The following is a 16,337-nucleotide window of genomic DNA, read 5'->3' as shown; positions in this document are numbered from 1 at the left end:
CTCAGTTGCTTGATGATCAGGGCTTTTTCGGTTGCCGTCGTTTCTGCTCCTTCAGCTCTTCCAACCTTTTTAGGTAAGCGTTCTCCATCCGCAGATATTCACGCTCGCTCATCAACTGGTCGCGCGTCTTCTGCGTATCGTCGGCGGTTACTGGTTTGGCGGGATAAGGCTTCTTTGGCATGGCGACAGGCTTTCTTCTGGCAGGAACATACGGGGCTGTACCGCTACTGTAATGCCGCTTTTCCCAAATGACTATTTGGCCGGGATCCCCGATACCAAAATGCGCAGCGGCCTGACGGAGCGACAGCTTGTGTTCACGCCTGTGNGTTAGCGACCCAGCGTCGAAGCAGACTGAAATCGATTGAGAACTGGCGGGCTACCATACGAAAGCCCATGTTGCCTTCAAGATACGCTTTGACGACAGTGAGCTTGAACTGCTCTGAATACTTACCCATTTGAACACCCCCATGAGGTCGGATTGGTGTCCAACTTCTTGGGGGCAGTTCACCAGCGTGGGAATGCCCTTCATGACGCTCCGCGTCATCTTCAAACCGCGCCGATCAACTGCCCTCGGTGCCGTGCGCTTCTTCGAAGAAGTAGTCCTTCCAGCTCGCCGCCTTGTTTTTCAACACGCCCAGCTCATGCAGTTTTTCGGCGTAGATGAAGGTGCGCTGCGGGGTAACGGTGAAGTCGATTTCCGGGTCGGCGACGATTTTCTCTACCAGCGGCAACGGCAGTTTCGATTGCTCGACGCGGATGTAGGTCTGTGCGGCAGCGGGCTTGTCGGCCTTGATGATCTTCTCGGCTTCGGCCAGCGCGTCGTAGAACGCCTTGTAGGTCTTGGGGTTCTCGTCGTGGAATTTCTCGGTGGTGTAGAGCACGTTGAACGTCGCCTGACCGCCCAGCACGTCATAGGAACTGAGCACTTTGTGGACGTTGGGGTTTTCCAGCGCCTGATACTGGAACGGCGGGCTGGAGAAGTGCGAGTTGATTTCCGAACCGCCCGCCAGCAGCGCTGCGGTGGCATCCGGGTGCGCCAGGCTCACCGAGATGTTGTCGAATTTCTTGTAGTTGTCGTTACCGAACACCTTGGCGGTCTCGATCTGCAAGGTACGCGACTGAAAGCCCACACCAGCAGCCGGCACAGCGATGCGGTCCTTGTCGGTAAAGTCCTTGATGGTTTTCACGTTGGGGTTGTTGGTCAGCAGGTAGTTGGGCATCGAACCCAGCGAGGCAATCGCCTTGACGTTCTGCTTGCCCTTGGTGCGATCCCAGACGGTCAGCATCGGCGGCACACCTGCCGACACCACGTCCAGCGCACCGGCCAGCAGCGCTTCGTTCATCGCGGTGGCGCCGGAGATGCTGTTCCAGTCGACCTTGATGTCCAGCACCTGCTCCTTGCCATGTTTCTCGATCAGTTTCTGATCGCGCACCACGTCGAGGATCAGGTAGCCGATACCGAATTGCTGAGCGATGCTGATCTTGCCTTCCGCCTGCGCGCCACTGCTGAGCAGGGCACCGAACAGGCCAAGTGTCGCCGCCAATGCAGTCAGCGCCGGACGATGAAATGCTGTTGTCATGTGGTTCTCACCCTGATTTTTCAAAAAAAGATGGTGCTTCAACGCTGCATGCCCCAGCGCTTGACGGTCAGGCGCTCGATATTGGCGAACAGCAGGTTCTCGACCAGCAGACCGATGAGAATGACTGCCGCCAGACCTGCAAAAACCTTGTCGGTATACAGCTCGTTACGATTCTGGAAGATGTACCAGCCCAACCCGCCCTTGCCGGACGACGCACCAAACACCAGCTCGGCGGCGATCAGCGTGCGCCAGGCGAAAGCCCAGCCGATTTTCAAGCCGGCGAGGATCGATGGCAGCGCAGCGGGAATCAGGATGTGCCAGACAAAGCGCAAGCCCTTAAGGCCATAGTTGCGCCCGGCCATACGCTGGGTTTCCGAAACGCCGAGAAAACCTGCGTAGGTATTGAGCGCCAGCGCCCACAGCACCGAATGCACAAGAACAAAAATCAGACTGTTCTGCCCCAGCCCGAACCACAGCAACGCCAGCGGCAGCAGGGCAATGGCCGGTAGCGGGTTGAACATGGCGGTCAGCGTGCTGAGCAGGTCGCGGCCCAGTTGCGTAGACACTGCCAGCGTGGTCAGGGCGAACGCCAGCACGATGCCGATCAAGTAGCCCTGAATCAGTACGGTCAGGGAGATCCAGACCTTGCCCGGCAACTCGCCGGAAATCAGCCCGTCATAAAAGGCGGCTGCCGTTTGCAGAAAGCTCGGCAACAGCAGGTCGTTGTTCTGCAAACGTGCAGCCAGTTCCCAGATCACCGCCAGAGCGATCATGATGACGCATTTGCGCACCCAGCCCAGTTGCCAGATGCGCTGTGCCAGCGGTAGATCGCGGGCCAGGTCTTCCTGAGTGAAAGGCTCCAGCGTGATTTCATATTCTTCGCGAGCGGGAGGTGCGAGGCTCATGGTTCGGGTTTCCCGGTAATCGTGTAGATAGGACGCGGAGCGTCCTGAAAGGCATTACCACGCGGAGCGTGGGAACGATCAAGGCAGTCGCCTAGTAAGCAATCCGGATGTCCTGAAAATTCAGATCCTGCTCCACCGGCCCGGCATCGCCCTCATCGAACAACAGGCGATGAATACGCTGCGCGGTTTGCTGGAAACCAACGCCGCCGAGGCTTTTCAGGTCGTATTGATGGCTGTTGATTTCCGCTCGCACACGGCCCGGATGCGGTGACAACAGCAGGATGCGGTTGCCCACCACCAGCGCTTCTTCAATGGAATGGGTAACGAACAGCAACGTGAAACGCACCTCGTCCCATAGCTCCAGCAGTTCTTCCTGCATCTTGCGCCGGGTCAGTGCATCAAGCGCGGCGAACGGCTCGTCCATCAAGAGGATTTTCGGCTGCATGGCCAGGGCTCGGGCAATTGCCACGCGTGCTTTCATGCCACCGGACAAGGTATGCGGATAGGCATCGGCAAACGCGCTGAGGCCGACTTTTTCCAGGTAATAGCGAGCGCGCTCCAGCGCCTCGGGACGCTTCAGGGTGCGTGACGCCAGCAGCGGAAACATGACGTTCTCGATCACGGTTTTCCAAGGCGGTAACTGGTCGAATTCCTGAAACACCACAATGCGGTCCGGACCGGGCTCGCTGACCTGGTGGCCGGCCAGACGAATCTCGCCTTCGCTGGGCTGAATGAACCCGGCCACCGCCTTGAGCAACGTCGACTTGCCGCAGCCCGACGGGCCGAGCAAGACGAAACGATCAGCCGGGTCGACCTCGAAACTGACCTGATGCGTCGCCCGTACCACGCGCTCTGGCGTGCGGTATTCAAGGCTTACACCACGAACGTGCAACAAGGCTTCAGTGGTGTGCTGAACAGTCGGTTGCGGTTGGGCGCTCGTGCTGGCCGTGTGGCCTTGCGCGACAGCATTCATGAACGGCTCTCCTGAATCAAAATGGCGCGGTGCCTTGAATGGTCGTGCGATGCAGTTTGCGTCGCAGATGGGCCGGGCAGCCGGCAGCCAGGTGAATCAGGGAACGGTTGTCCCAGAACACCATGTCGTTGGCTTGCCACTGATGCCTATAGATGTGCTCGGGCTTCACGCTGTGGGCGTAGATCTCGTTGAGAATCTGGCGGCTCTCGTCTTCCGGCAGATCAAGAATCCGGGTGGTGAAACCTTCGCTGACAAACAACGCCTTGCGACCGGTTTCAGGATGCGTGCGAACAATCGGGTGGCTGACTTCGACCACCTGGGCCAGTTGCTCGGCGGTCAGGGTCGGACGCCAGTTGGCCGCGTTATGGCCCTCGGCATAGCGCGCGGTGTAACTGTGAACCGCCGAGCGCCCTTCGACGGCATCACGCAGGTGTTGCGGCAAGGTGTCCCACGCTTGATGCATGTCGGCGAACAGCGTGTCGCCACCTTCGCTCGGCAACTCTTGTGCGTAAAGCATCGAACCCAGGCTTGGCAGCTCTTTATAAGACAGGTCCGAATGCCAGTATTTACCGGCATCACCCAGCCCCACAGGCTTCTCGTTCTCGACAATGTTGGAAACGATCAGGATTTCCGGATGGTTGGCCAGCAGAAACTGCTTGAGCACGTGGATCTGCAACACCCCAAAACGACGGCTGAAATCGACCTGCTGCTGTGGCGTGATCTGCTGATCGCGGAACACCACAACGTGGTAATCCAGATGCGCCTGATGCACTCGCGCAAAATCTGCGTCGTTCAACGGTCTGGACAGATCCAGCCCGACGATTTCAGCGCCCACCTTTCCGGTGAATGGACGCACTTCGAACGATTGCGAAGCAGGTTGAGCGGGCGATAAAGCGAGGGAGGCTGCTGGCATGAGAACTCCGACTCCAGAACAGTGTGACTGAAAGACGAAACTCTATAGATATAAGAAAGAGAATTTAAATACCGTTAAGGAATATCCATAGTGCTGAATTTTTCGCAGGCTCACTGTGTAGCGTCAGCCAGCATAAATGTGTCACGACAGATACATCCAAGTGTAAGACCGCCTTGCTAGGGTCGGCGCCTCATCCGAATCGAGTGAAGCGCCAGCTATGCGATCCAATAAACCGGTTGCCCATGTAATGGTGTCGTCATTGATACTTTCGCTGCTTGCCGTCTCGGTTCAGGCAGCGAGCCGTGCCAATGACAATCGTATAAACGGTGTCGACCTGCTCTCCGGGTTCAACACCCTGTGGACGACCGGTGCGACCTGGGACACCGGCACGCCGACTGCCCTCGGTCAGAGCCTGCTGCGACGCAACCTGCAGATCGTGGTCGACCGCGCCAACTCGCGCACGCTGGCGCAGGAAACCGCCGCCTACTTCGATGACCGCCGCGACCAGAGCTACAGCGCCATCAGCGGCCTGGGCTCGCTGAGCGATGCTTACAAAGCCGGCGCGGGCGCGTTCACGACGATCACGCAATTCGACGACAGCAACAAAACCGTCAGGTACGACGACAAGGGCAATGGCGCAGGCAGTTCATCTTCGGCGCTGGGCAAGGTGGTCGATCTGGTCGGTGCCGTGCGTAACGATGCCTCCACGACCCCGGCCAAGTCCCACTATCTGTATCCACGGCCATGGCGGCAGAGCCTCGACGGACAGAGCCTGGCATTCGTCGTCGCGCCGTCCCTGCGCCCGGCCGAAAGCACCACGCCGGCCAGTGACTCGGGCTTCCCCAGCGGGCACACCAACGCTGCCTACCTGTCAGCCTACGCCTTGGCCTACGCGATCCCCGAGCGGTTCAGCGAGTTGATGCTGCGTGCTTCGGAAATCGGCGACAACCGCATCGAAGCGGGCATGCACTCGCCCTTCGACGTGATGGGCGGGCGAATCACCGCGACCTATTTCGCCATCGACAACCTGTCCAATTCCGCCAACACGCAATTGCGCGCCGATGCTCGCGCGCAGGCGCTGGCCTACTTCACCGCTCAGTGCGGCGGCGACGTCAACAATTGCATGACGGCCATCGACCCGGCCACCGATCGCACTTCCCAGCATGCGCAGGACAAGGCGCTGTATACCGCGCGCATGACCTACGGCTTCGACCCGGTCGGCCCGACCAATCTCGCGCCGGTCGTGCCGACCAACGCTGAAGTGCTGCTGGAAACACGCTTCCCGTACCTGGACGCCAGCCAGCGCCGCGAGATTCTGGCGACCACTGAGCTGTCGTCGGGCTACGCAGTGATCGATCAGTCAGGTGGCTACGGTCGCTTGAACCTGTATGCCGCAGGCGATGGTTACGGCGCGTTCAATTCCAACGTCACCGTCAACATGAACGCCAGCCTGGGCGGCTATAACGCCATCGACGCCTGGCGCAACGACATCAGCGGCAGCGGTGCGCTGATCAAGAACGGCACGGGCAACCTGATCCTGACCGGCAACAACACCTACTCGGGCGGCACGCTGATCAACGGCGGCACCCTGACCGGTCATGCCCAGGCCTTCGGCAGCGGCACGATCACCGACAACGCAACGCTGGTGGTCGATCAGTCCACCAACGACACCCTCGCCAACACCCTGGCGGGCAGCGGCGCGTTGATCAAGCGCGGTGCCGGTTCGCTTAACCTGACCGGCAACAGCAGCCTGTCCGGCGCGACGACCGTGCAGGCCGGTCGCCTCGCAGTGAATGGCAACCTCGGCAACTCCATCGTCAGCGTGCAGCAAGGCGCAACGCTGGGGGGCAACGGCACCGTCGGCGGCATCAACGTCGCTCAGGGCGGTGTGGTTGCACCGGGTAATTCGGTGGGCCAGTTGAACGTCAACGGTGACGTCAATCTGGCTCAGGGCTCGGTTTACCAAGTGGAGTCGGACGCCAATGGCAATGCCGACCGCATCGTCGCCAGCGGCCGTGCGACCATCAATAACAGCACGCTGTCATTGGTTGAAGGCGGTAACTGGGTAGCAGCAAGCCGTTACTCGATTATCTCCGCAGCCGGTGGCGTCAGCGGTGCATTTGCGGCCGTGCAAACCAACTTCGCGTTCCTTACGCCGACGCTGAACTACACCGCGACAGACGTCGGGCTGACGCTGAATCGCAACGCACAAACCTTCGCCAGTCTGGCGACCACGCGCAATGCCAGTGCCGTTGCTCAGGGGCTCGACAGCGTGGGGGCAGGCAATGCCCTGTGGCGACAGGTGGTGCAGGACGACGCAGCAACCGCACAGGCGACCTTCAAGGCTCTGTCCAACGAGCTGCACGCATCGACTCAATCTGCGCTGATCGAAGACAGCCGTCTGGTGCGCAACGCCATGAACGATCGCATGCAGCAGGCGCAGTCCGCGCAGTCATTCGGCAGCACTACGCAAACCCTGGCTGGTGATGCCTCGCGTGGCGTGGTGTGGACTCAAGCCATCGGCGCGACCGGTCAAACCGACAGCAGCCGCGACGCTTCAGGCCTCGAAACCCGCACCAGCGGCCTGCTGTTCGGCGCCGACGTACCGCTCGACGACACCTGGCGTGTGGGCGCGCTGGCAGGCTTCAGCAACAGCAGCTTCGACCTGCGCCATGCGTCCGGCTCCACCGACAGCGACAACTACCACCTGGGCGTTTATGGCGGCGCGAAATGGGGCCAACTGGGCCTGCGTCTCGGCGCAGTGCGCACCTGGCATGAACTGACCGCCAAGCGCACGCTGGACCTGCCGGGCTCGTCCGAGCACTTCAAGGAAGACTACAAAGCAGCGACCAATCAGGTCTTCGGCGAACTGGGCTACTCCATCGAAATGGGCAATGCGCTGCTCGAACCCTTCGCCAACCTCGCCCATGTGCGCCTCGACACCGACGCATTTGACGAGAACAGCAACGCCATCAGCCTGGAGAACAAGTCCCAGAACAACCACATCACCTTCAGCACCCTGGGCCTGCGCGCTGCCACTCGCTTGAACGCTGGCAGCGTGACGATCAAACCCAACGCCACACTGGGCTGGCGTCGCGCCTACGGTGACGTCACCCCGGAAAGCCGCTCAGCCTTCAGCGGCGGCAGCACCTTCGAACTCTCCGGTGCACCGATTGCCCGTAGCGCCGCAGTGCTCGGCGCAGGTGTCGACCTGGGGTTGAGCGATACGCTGAGCGTGGGCCTGAGTTACGACGGTCAGGTGAGCAACGATGCTTCGGATCAGTCACTGAATGCCCGGATGACATTGGCGTTTTAAAGGCAGGTAATGGTGCTGCTCTCTGTAGGTTCAGAGGGCAGCATGCGGGACTCATACCCCAAGCGGCTTGCGTGTTTCGCTAGTGTTAATGCCTTTCCTCAAAAGCCCTGACTCCATCCAGATTCAGCGAAACGGATTCAGCCCCATTTTCATTTCCCGGCCTCCCGATTCGCCTCAACAATCGAAGCCGGGAACGGGCCGCGGGCTTTTGCAAACCACCACAGGGCACCCGCCCCGATAACGCTCGTCAGCACGGCCAGAATCAGGATGACCTGCCGGGTGCCCAAGGGTGCGGCCAGCAAGGCCACCAGCAAACCTGCCAAGGGCTGGGACATGTTATTAAGCAGTGTGATAACGCCCACCGTCTTGCCGAAGTCCTGGGGCGGTATCACCCGCTGCCGGATGGTGCGCATGTAGACGTTGAACATCTTGTCGAAGCCGACGATCAACAGAAAACCCAGCACATAGCCAATCAGGTTCGGACTCAGGGCACTGATAAATGCCCCGATCGCGATCATTGAATACCCGACACCGCCCAGCACCCGCAAAGGCAGCACCACACGGGCCAGGAAGAACAGGATCACGATAGTGGTCACTGCCCCCGCCGCCTGCAGCCCTGCGTAGTTATCCTTGCCTGCGCTGTACTCGCCGATGACCATGGCTGCCGAGGTCGCCAGAGTTACACCGACGATCAGGTTGACCCCTACTGCCAGCGTGATGATCTTTTTCAATTCTGCCAGGCCACGGATATGCCCGAACGCAATCCGCAAGGGCTGCAGCCAGATGTCTTGATGCTGCTCGAACACTTCCAGCTTAAAACGGCCAAGACGTTGCCACGCCAACATGCTGAGGTCTGCCAGCAGGAATAGTCCGGCGATCCAGAGCACTACCCAGTGCCAGGCCCACACTTCAAGCATCAGTGCCGCTACCAGCGGCCCGAGGACCAGCCCTGACTGGTCGGCGATCTGGGAATAGGACAACGTTTTGGTGTAGCTGTAGTGCTGAAAGATATGCGGCATAAGCACTTCGCGCGCCATGATGCCTTGCGTGGTCAGCACCCCGCACAATGCCGAGAGCACCACGAGCCATCCAATGCCACCAAAGAGTGCGTAGAGCACCATCGCCAGCACGCAGAGCAATGCCCGGTAGACCTGGCTGATGTGCAGAATTCTGATAGGCGAATACTTGTCGCACAGCGCGCCGCACAACGGAAACGCGAGAAACCTCGGTAACGATTCGACGAAAAACGCCAGCCCCGCCCATGAAGCACTGTTGGTGGTCTGGAACACTACCAGCGGCACAATAAACAACAGGATCTGATCCGCCAGCCTGGACAGGAAAAGCGAGATGAAGAAAGCGAGGTAATCCTTGCGCATGGAGAACTCCGTTCAATACTGGCAGCGCGTGCGACAGTTATCATCGCTCAGGTCATAATCGGCTTGATACATCAATGCTGATGCGCCCTCTCCTGTCAGCTTGTGGAGAAATACCGATGAACTCATCGCCAAGGTATTCGGCCGTTCTGGCCACCCTGTTGATGGTCCTGCTCGCAGCTTGCAGCGCAGTGCCAGGCACTTCCATGAAAACTGTCGCCGCTGCCCAGTCAGACCCGGGCGAAGGCGGTGTTCCCGCATTCTACACATGGCCGGATAAAGTGCCGTCGACACCGGGCCAACTGCTGCGCTCGGAACCGCTGACGGCCAAACAGAGCCTTGAGAATGCCGGACAGAATGTCCGCATCCTGTACACCTCGACAGACGGGCTCAACAACCAGCCAGTCGCAGTGTCAGGAGCCTTGTTCATGCCCAAGGGTGAGCCGCCAAAAGGCGGATGGCCGCTGATGGCGTGGGCACATGGCACGGTTGGTAGCGCGGACATCTGTGCGCCTTCCTTTGCCGGGCGCAGTGATCGCGACACGCGCTATCTGAATGAATGGCTCGGGCGTGGCTATGCGATTGTGGCTACTGATTACCAGGGTTTGGGCACGCCGGGGCTGCACCCGTTCGGGCTGAGCAGTCCGTTGGCGTATGGCGTTCTCGACAGCATTCGGGCGGTTCAGAAGGCGGACTTCAATCTGTCTTCGCAGGTGGTTGTGTTCGGGCAGTCGCAGGGTGGCCGCGCCGCTTTCGCAACGGCCGTCTACCAGAAGACTTATGCGCCCGAATTGAACATTGTCGGTGTAGTCGCGACCGGCACGCCGTATCCGATGGCTCAATCGCGTGAGAAACATGCCGGACCGGACACCTTCCGCGATCAGGTCACGCCATCGCTGGCCTATAACCTGTTGCGACTGAGTACTGCCGCGCTGATTGACCCGTCGCTGCATCCTGCCGATTACCTGAGCGACCGCGCGAAGCCTGCGTTCGAAACCAGTCAGCGTGAATGCCTGCAAGCCATCGAGCGCAAGGTGGTCGCGGATGGACTGACATTCAATAACAGTTTCAAACGCTCACCCGATAAGGCGCTTGATCAGGTCAATCGCCAATCGGACTACCCGACGCTAAAGTCGGACATTGCGGTTTTTATAGGCACAGGGGGCAAGGATGTCATTTCACCTGTTCACAGCCAGATCGCGCTGGTGAAAGACGCGTGCAAGGTCGGCGACCGCATCGAGTGGCATTACTACCCGCAGCTGGATCACTCCGGCGCAGTGAATGGCTCTATGCCGGACTCGACACGCTTTGTCGAGAAAGCGTTTTCAGGGGCGTTTATGGCGGGGAATTGTGGGGCGATGCGGAGCGACGCACGATAGACGAGATTATCGTACGGTACGCTCCAGCGTCGAAGTGCCTTGCGTGACACTCTGCGTCACAGATCTGTGCCGCGCCACATGCTCGAAAGAGGACGCAGAGCGTCCAGAACGGCATGCGACGCGAAGCGTCGCACGATAGTTGGATTACGCACGACACTCAGTGGGTCAGAACGCAGGCAGTACCGCGCCGTCGTACTTCTTGTTGATGAAGTCTTTGACTTCCTGGCTAGTCAACGCTTTCGACAGTTTTTCGATGGCGTCGGTGTGAGCGTTGTCTTCGCGGGTGACGAGGAAGTTAACGTACGGCGAATCGGCACCTTCGATGATCAGCGCGTCTTTCTTCGGATTGAGCTTGGCTTCCAGCGCGTAGTTGGTGTTGATCAGGGCAAGGTCAACCTGCTTCAACGCACGTGGCAGTACAGCCGATTCCAGTTCGCGAAATTTGAATTTCTTCGGGTTGGTTGCGATGTCTTTCGGCGTGGACAGGGCGTTGGTCGGATCCTTCAGGGTGATCAGGCCACCTTTTTGCAACAGCAACAGCGCGCGGCCTGCGTTGCTGCCTTCGTTTGGAATGGCGATGGTTGCGCCTTCAGGCAAATCAGCCAGTTTCTTGTACTTGCTGGAGTAGCCGCCGAACGGTTCGACGTGTACGCCCACGCCAGTCACCAGATTGGTACCTTTGCCCTTATTGAAGCCATCCAGATAAGGCTTGGTTTGAAAATAGTTGGCATCCAGGCGCTTTTCGCTCAATTGAACGTTTGGCTGCACGTAGTCAGTGAAGACCTTGATTTCCAGGTCCACGCCTTCTTTGGCCAGGGTCGGCTTGATCAGCTCAAGGATTTCCGCGTGCGGTACGGGCGTCGCGCCGACTACCAGCTTTTCGCCCGCGTGAGCCAGGCCAATCGAAAACACAGCCGCCAGCGCGGTCATCAGAAACGTCTTTTTCATGCAATGTCCTTAGCGAAATCCGAGAGCGTCATCAGAAAATGACGCTTTATTACTCAATGGTTTGCCGTCGCGCGATCCAAACCCTGCGACATCATGCTGACATTACCGAGATTTTATATTCCGATAAAAGACTTTTTAATCGAGTACTTATATCTTTTTGTCTCAAGCCTTCACGCAGGGTTCTGCTCAAGCTGCGACGTTACCGTTTCGAGCAATCGCCGCAGCGCGCAAAGCTGTTCTCGATCGCCGCCGCTAACCAATAGTTTTGCCTGACGCTCGATCAGCGTCAGCGGCGCGGCAATATCCGGCAGATTGATATCTTCAGCCCGAATTTCATCACCGCTGCTGACCAGCAAGGCAAAGTGAATGACGTTCTCCAGCTCACGGGTGTTGCCGGGCCAGCTGTGGGCTTCAAGCGTGCGCTGCGCGTCTTCGCTGATCAGTTGCACAGGCAGGCTCAGGCGCTGGCTGTAGATACCGACAAAATATTCGGCCAGCGGCAAGATGTTGCCCGGTTGCTCGCGCAACGCCGGCAGGTCAAGACGCCCCTCGCTCAGGTAGTGATAAAGCCGCTCGTGAAATTTTCCGGCAGCCACCGCCTGCGCCAGATCGATGCTGGTGGCGGCTACCAGACGCACATCGACCGGGCTCGGCTGGTGCGCGCCAACTCGCGTGACTTCGTGGTTTTCCAGGGCGGCGAGCAGCTTGACCTGAATCGGCAGCGGCAGGTCGCCGATCTCATCCAGATACAAAGTGCCGCCGTTGGCCGAGCCAAACCAGCCGGCCCGACTGCTGACCGAACCGCTGTGCGCTCCAGCGGCATAACCGAACAACTCCGCATCGGCGTAAGTCGGACTGATGGCACCGCAGTTGACTGAAACGAACAAGCCCGAGCGATCACTGCCGCGATGAATATGCCGCGCCAGTAACTCCTTGCCGGTCCCGGACTCGCCACGGATCAAGACCGGCAGCGAACGAGGTGCCAGCTGTTCCATTTCTTCGCGTAAACGGCGCGAGCGCGGGTCTATGAATACCAGCGCTTTAGCGCGAATGCTCAGCGGGCTTTTTTCTGCATCGGGGAAAGTCAGCAGCGGCTGACCGAAATTTTCGTGAAGGCTCATGACACACTCCCGCCTGAGCCCTTGCGACGGCTCAAGCGTTTAAAAGACAGGACCCGTTGGGTCGATAAACAAGCTGCCGCTCATGCGCGACGACGCGCATGCTGCTCCAGACGGTTTTGCAGCCGGTACAGGTAGGCGAACCCCTGCTCCCAGCGCTGATGACCGGACTTGACGTTGATATGCCCGGCCTGACTCAGAAATCCGACTTCCGCGCCCCAGTGACGGGCCATTTCCATAGCGCGCTGAGAGCTGACCGCAGGGTCATTGTCAGAGCTGACAATCTGTGTCGGAAACGGCAGCAGATCATTAGGGATCGGCGCAAAATTACGCAATGCAGGCGGGCAATTCGGACGTTCGACGTCGGCAGGTGCTACCAGCAACGCACCTTGCACCTGACGCAGGGTCTCCAGCGGTGCGAGTTGTGCCCAATGCGCGACTGTCACGCAACCCAGGCTGTGAGCGATCAGGATCACCGGCGTGCTATGTGCTGCAATCGTGCGTTGCAACTCGCCCACCCAGTCCTCACGGCGTGGTTTGAGCCAGTCGGCCTGTTCCACGCGCGTACTGTTGGGCAGGCTGTTTTGCCAGTGGGTCTGCCAATGATCATCAGGAGACCCTTGCCAGCCTGGCACGATCAGATACCGGATCGACTCGTTATGCATGGATTCGCCTCCTGCATGTATGCGTTCATGAGACGAGTATAGGGATGGAAGTTATATTCGCTAAGGAATAAGAAGCTATTTATTAATTCCTAAAACGAATATCAGCTATCAGGCAAAAAAAGAAGCCGTCCCCTGCCTTCGAGGAACGGCCTCTAATAAAAAATCACTTTCAGAGCAGAGAATATCCGCGCTTCGTTACAGGATTACGACGGCCTCAGGTTGCGGGAACAGCTCGAGAACCCGATTCGTCAACGCTCAGCGCCACGGCCTCGTCGTTTTGCGGTACTTCACGGGCGACGGTCCACACCACAATGGCGGCGACGATGTCGAAAATCGCCAGTACCACGAACAGTGGGCTGTAACCGATTTTGGTGACCAGCACACCGAACACCATGGTGAACGCTGCAGCGCCCAGAAAACCGAACATCCCGCCCATGCCAGTCGCCGTGGCAACCTCGTTTTTGCCGAACGAATCGGAGGTGATCGAGTACAGTGCGCCGGACAGTGTCTGGTGCGCGAAACCACCGATGCACAGCAATGCGATAGCGGTGTAAGGGCTTTCGACCAGCCCGATACAGGCCGGGCCGATCATGCATGAGCAGCCGAACAGCATGACCATCTTGCGGGATGTGAACAGCGAAACCTTGCAGTATTTGTGAAACAGCGGGCTCAGATAGCCGCCCAGTACACAGCCGATGTCAGCCGCCAGAAACGGCAGCCAGGCGAACATCGCGACTTCCTTGATGTTCATGTGGCGCTCGGTCATCAGGTACAGCGGGATCCATGCGTTGAAGGTTTGCCAGGCCGGCTCGGACAGGATGCGCGCCGAAGCGATAGCGTAGAAATTACGGTTCTTGAACAGGCGTTTCCAGCTGCCTTTCTGAGCAGGTGCATCCTTGAGGCGCGATTCCTGGCCGCTGAGGATGTAGTCACGTTCGGCATCGCCCAGACGCTTCTGGTCACGCGGGTGCTTGTACAACAGCAGCCATAGCCCGCTCCACACGATGCCCAGACCACCGACAATCAGAAACGCCAGCTCCCAGCCGCTTTGCAGAATGGCCCAGACCACCAACGGGGGCGCAAGCAATGCGCCGAACGACGAGCCGATGTTGAACCAGCCGATGGCGACTGAACGCTCCTTGGCTGGAAACCATTCGGTCGTGGCCTTGACGCCTGCGGGCAGACCCGCCGCTTCGGTCAGCCCGAGCATGCCACGGAAGATGGCCAGGCTCTGCCAGCCCGTTGCGAACGCTGCGGCAGCGCAGGCAGCCGACCAGGCAATGGCGAAAATCGCAAAGCCCATCTTGGTGCCGATGGCGTCGATGATGTAGCCCGCCACCGGTTGCATGATGGCGTAGCACAGCTGCCAGGCGACAACGATGTGCGCGTACTGCTCGGTGGAAATGCTCAGTTCGCTCATGAGCGTCGGCGCTGCGACGGACAGCGTGTTGCGTGCAAGGTAGTTGACGACCAGGCCAGCTGTTACCAGCCCCACCATCCACCACCGAATGCCTTTTATTTTCATCTCTTCACCCTGTTTATTTTTAGATTGGCGATGAGCGTCCCGCGGCCATGACCGTGAGGCGGCTGGTTTTATGTAACTTCAGGTTACGGGCGTTCCAGGCAGGGTTATCGAGGTAATTCGCCGACAATCGTGCGAAAAAGTCGAAAAAACGGGGGATATAAACCTTTTTATTGCCTGAGAAATCAGACTGGTCATGGACTTGTTACTCTTTGAATTATTTTTGTGGTTGTAATTTTCTGCAAGTCTTAGGTTGTCGTACAACATGGCGCATTTATAGTCATTTGCCGTGCCAGTGTCAAATGACATCATCGCTCGGCTTCCTCAAGAAAAGGGCCCGCGGAGGTTTACTGAAAAGGCTCGGTTTTTTTGTTATACGACAACTGCTTGATCGAAGCATATTCATAGGCCGCTTTGACCTATTCAACGCTGCCCGACGCCCCTGACACGTGACGATTGCCGCCCGATGGCAAGAAACGTGTCTAAAGACTTGTACAACTGTCACAAAAGCTTTCATTCTTGGTCACGGCGTCAGGCAACGGAAATGCCCCGCGAAACCATGTCGGCACAGCCCGACGCTGAATCACCTCATGTCAGGGAGAGGCGTCCACATGCCTGAGCCAAGCAGTCTCGCCAGCTGGACCCCTGCATTGCGCAAGCAGCTCGATGCCTTGGGCTTGGATAGCAACGCGTTGTGCCAGAGCGCTGGCATAGACCCGAGTATGCTGGGTGATCCCGGCGCACAGTTTCCCTCAGACATCACCGCCGACCTCTGGCAGCGAGCGGTACAGGCCTGCCTCGATCCAACCCTGGGTTTGCGTGTCTCGCGCTTTGTCAGCCCCACGTCGTTCCACGCGCTGGGCTATACGCTGGTGGCCAGCGGTTCACTGCGTGAGGTTTTCGAACGCATCGTACGTTACCGCTCAATGGCTGAGGACTCTCTGGAGCTGGACTTCAGAACGGTGGGCGAGCGCTATGAATTCCGCTTCGGCACGCCGAAATCGTGTCAGCTACCCGCTCATGAGTTGCTGGATGCATTCGCCGCCATTTATGTGCGCACCTGCCGCAACCGGTTAGGCAGGGGCTACGCGCCGCTGGCGGTGCATCTGCAACGTCCCGCACCTGATAATCCGCAGCCCTGGCAGGATCTGTTCCGCTCACCGGTGATGTTTGCGGCGCAGGAGAATTTGCTGGAATTTGGCGGTGATCAGTTCGACAGCCACCTGGACGACGGCCCGGTACAGGTAAACGGGCAGGAATCCAGGGGCGATCCGTTACCTTCGCTGATCTGGGAACAGCGCGTGCGCTCGGCCATCGAAACCCTTCTACCGGATGGCGAGCCCACCGCAAAAACCATCGCCGAAGCCCTCCACCTAAGCACGCGCAGTTTGCAACGTCATCTGGCCGACGAGGGCTGCTGTTACGACCTGCTGCTCAATCAATGCCGCCAGAACCTGGCATTGCTGCACATGAACGATCCGCAAAGCTCGCTGAGCGAAATCGCCTACCTGCTGGGCTTTACCGACACCACCAGCCTGAGCCGCGCCTTTAAACGCTGGACCGGACTGACACCAGGGCAGTATCGCAACGGATTGGTGCGCTGAGCATGAGGAACGATCATCAACTATCGTGCCGAAGCTCCGCA

At 58.8% G+C, this 16,337-nt stretch carries 12 protein-coding genes and 1 pseudogene; 3 read left to right on the top strand and 10 right to left on the bottom strand.

Going from position 1 to position 16,337, the window contains the following annotated elements; genetic code table 11:
* The 5 genes and pseudogenes from AO068_RS09790 to AO068_RS09770 form a co-directional block, all read right to left on the bottom strand.
* A pseudogene (locus tag AO068_RS09790) lies at positions 1-455 on the bottom strand (transposase); the annotation flags it as partial.
* Positions 456-560: 105 nt separating this feature from the next.
* Positions 561-1,580 (bottom strand): ABC transporter substrate-binding protein, encoded by a 1,020-nt coding sequence (locus AO068_RS09785; RefSeq protein ID WP_058408254.1) that lies wholly within the window; start codon positions 1,578-1,580, stop codon positions 561-563.
* Positions 1,581-1,618: 38 nt separating this feature from the next.
* Positions 1,619-2,485, bottom strand: a complete 867-nt coding sequence (locus AO068_RS09780; RefSeq protein ID WP_010413585.1) for an ABC transporter permease — start codon at positions 2,483-2,485, stop codon at positions 1,619-1,621.
* A gap of 91 nt (positions 2,486-2,576) precedes the next feature.
* Positions 2,577-3,458 carry an ABC transporter ATP-binding protein gene (locus AO068_RS09775; protein WP_058408253.1) on the bottom strand — a complete coding sequence of 294 codons (882 nt, stop codon included), beginning with the start codon at positions 3,456-3,458 and terminating at the stop codon, positions 2,577-2,579.
* 16 nt (positions 3,459-3,474) lie between these two features.
* The gene (locus AO068_RS09770; protein ID WP_058402787.1) at positions 3,475-4,371 is read right to left on the bottom strand and encodes a TauD/TfdA dioxygenase family protein; all 897 of its coding nucleotides are present in this window, start codon (positions 4,369-4,371) and stop codon (positions 3,475-3,477) included.
* A 217-nt stretch (positions 4,372-4,588) separates the two neighbouring features.
* Here AO068_RS09770 and AO068_RS09765 point away from each other — a divergent pair, with 217 nt between their 5' ends.
* Positions 4,589-7,687 (top strand): autotransporter domain-containing protein, encoded by a 3,099-nt coding sequence (locus AO068_RS09765; protein ID WP_058408252.1) that lies wholly within the window; start codon positions 4,589-4,591, stop codon positions 7,685-7,687.
* Between the two features lie 149 nt (positions 7,688-7,836).
* Here the strand turns inward: AO068_RS09765 and AO068_RS09760 are convergent, their stop codons facing one another.
* On the bottom strand, positions 7,837-9,063 hold the full coding sequence (locus AO068_RS09760; protein WP_058408251.1) for an MFS transporter: 1,227 nt from the start codon (positions 9,061-9,063) through the stop codon (positions 7,837-7,839).
* Between the two features lie 116 nt (positions 9,064-9,179).
* Between AO068_RS09760 and AO068_RS09755 the strand changes: the two genes are divergently transcribed.
* Positions 9,180-10,439: a lipase family protein gene (locus AO068_RS09755; RefSeq protein ID WP_058408250.1), complete on the top strand. Its 1,260-nt coding sequence runs from the start codon at positions 9,180-9,182 to the stop codon at positions 10,437-10,439.
* A 165-nt stretch (positions 10,440-10,604) separates the two neighbouring features.
* Here AO068_RS09755 and AO068_RS09750 read toward each other — a convergent pair whose 3' ends face one another.
* The 4 genes from AO068_RS09750 to AO068_RS09735 form a co-directional block, all read right to left on the bottom strand.
* Positions 10,605-11,387 (bottom strand): MetQ/NlpA family ABC transporter substrate-binding protein, encoded by a 783-nt coding sequence (locus AO068_RS09750; protein ID WP_058402782.1) that lies wholly within the window; start codon positions 11,385-11,387, stop codon positions 10,605-10,607.
* A 170-nt stretch (positions 11,388-11,557) separates the two neighbouring features.
* Complete coding sequence (locus AO068_RS09745; protein WP_058402781.1) at positions 11,558-12,508, bottom strand: sigma 54-interacting transcriptional regulator; 951 nt, start codon at positions 12,506-12,508, stop codon at positions 11,558-11,560.
* A gap of 80 nt (positions 12,509-12,588) precedes the next feature.
* Positions 12,589-13,170 (bottom strand): alpha/beta hydrolase, encoded by a 582-nt coding sequence (locus AO068_RS09740; RefSeq protein ID WP_005734806.1) that lies wholly within the window; start codon positions 13,168-13,170, stop codon positions 12,589-12,591.
* A gap of 214 nt (positions 13,171-13,384) precedes the next feature.
* Positions 13,385-14,668, bottom strand: coding sequence for an MFS transporter (locus AO068_RS09735; protein WP_058408249.1), 1,284 nt, complete (start codon positions 14,666-14,668; stop codon positions 13,385-13,387).
* Between the two features lie 635 nt (positions 14,669-15,303).
* On the opposite strand from AO068_RS09735, the gene AO068_RS09730 reads away from it, so the two are divergent.
* Positions 15,304-16,296: an AraC family transcriptional regulator gene (locus AO068_RS09730; RefSeq protein ID WP_058408248.1), complete on the top strand. Its 993-nt coding sequence runs from the start codon at positions 15,304-15,306 to the stop codon at positions 16,294-16,296.
* Positions 16,297-16,337: the final 41 nt, after the last annotated feature.

The organism is Pseudomonas sp. ICMP 3272 (assembly GCF_001466905.1).
Taxonomy (GTDB): domain Bacteria; phylum Pseudomonadota; class Gammaproteobacteria; order Pseudomonadales; family Pseudomonadaceae; genus Aquipseudomonas; species Aquipseudomonas amygdali.
The sequence above is the reverse complement of the archived record's forward strand: the minus strand, read 5'-3'. Positions and strand labels throughout refer to the sequence as shown.

Excerpts from the sequence above, each read along its gene's own strand:
- AO068_RS09750 (WP_058402782.1), bottom strand. The coding sequence starts at position 11,387 with ATGAAAAAGACGTTTCTGATGACCGCGCTGGCGGCTGTGTTTTCGATT.
- AO068_RS09755 (WP_058408250.1), top strand. The coding sequence starts at position 9,180 with ATGAACTCATCGCCAAGGTATTCGGCCGTTCTGGCCACCCTGTTGATG.
- AO068_RS09740 (WP_005734806.1), bottom strand. The coding sequence starts at position 13,170 with ATGCATAACGAGTCGATCCGGTATCTGATCGTGCCAGGCTGGCAAGGG.
- AO068_RS09770 (WP_058402787.1), bottom strand. The coding sequence starts at position 4,371 with ATGCCAGCAGCCTCCCTCGCTTTATCGCCCGCTCAACCTGCTTCGCAA.
- AO068_RS09785 (WP_058408254.1), bottom strand. The coding sequence starts at position 1,580 with ATGACAACAGCATTTCATCGTCCGGCGCTGACTGCATTGGCGGCGACA.
- AO068_RS09735 (WP_058408249.1), bottom strand. The coding sequence starts at position 14,668 with ATGGTGGGGCTGGTAACAGCTGGCCTGGTCGTCAACTACCTTGCACGC.
- AO068_RS09745 (WP_058402781.1), bottom strand. The coding sequence starts at position 12,508 with ATGAGCCTTCACGAAAATTTCGGTCAGCCGCTGCTGACTTTCCCCGAT.
- AO068_RS09780 (WP_010413585.1), bottom strand. The coding sequence starts at position 2,485 with ATGAGCCTCGCACCTCCCGCTCGCGAAGAATATGAAATCACGCTGGAG.
- AO068_RS09775 (WP_058408253.1), bottom strand. The coding sequence starts at position 3,458 with ATGAATGCTGTCGCGCAAGGCCACACGGCCAGCACGAGCGCCCAACCG.
- AO068_RS09760 (WP_058408251.1), bottom strand. The coding sequence starts at position 9,063 with ATGCGCAAGGATTACCTCGCTTTCTTCATCTCGCTTTTCCTGTCCAGG.
- AO068_RS09730 (WP_058408248.1), top strand. The coding sequence starts at position 15,304 with ATGCCTGAGCCAAGCAGTCTCGCCAGCTGGACCCCTGCATTGCGCAAG.
- AO068_RS09765 (WP_058408252.1), top strand. The coding sequence starts at position 4,589 with ATGCGATCCAATAAACCGGTTGCCCATGTAATGGTGTCGTCATTGATA.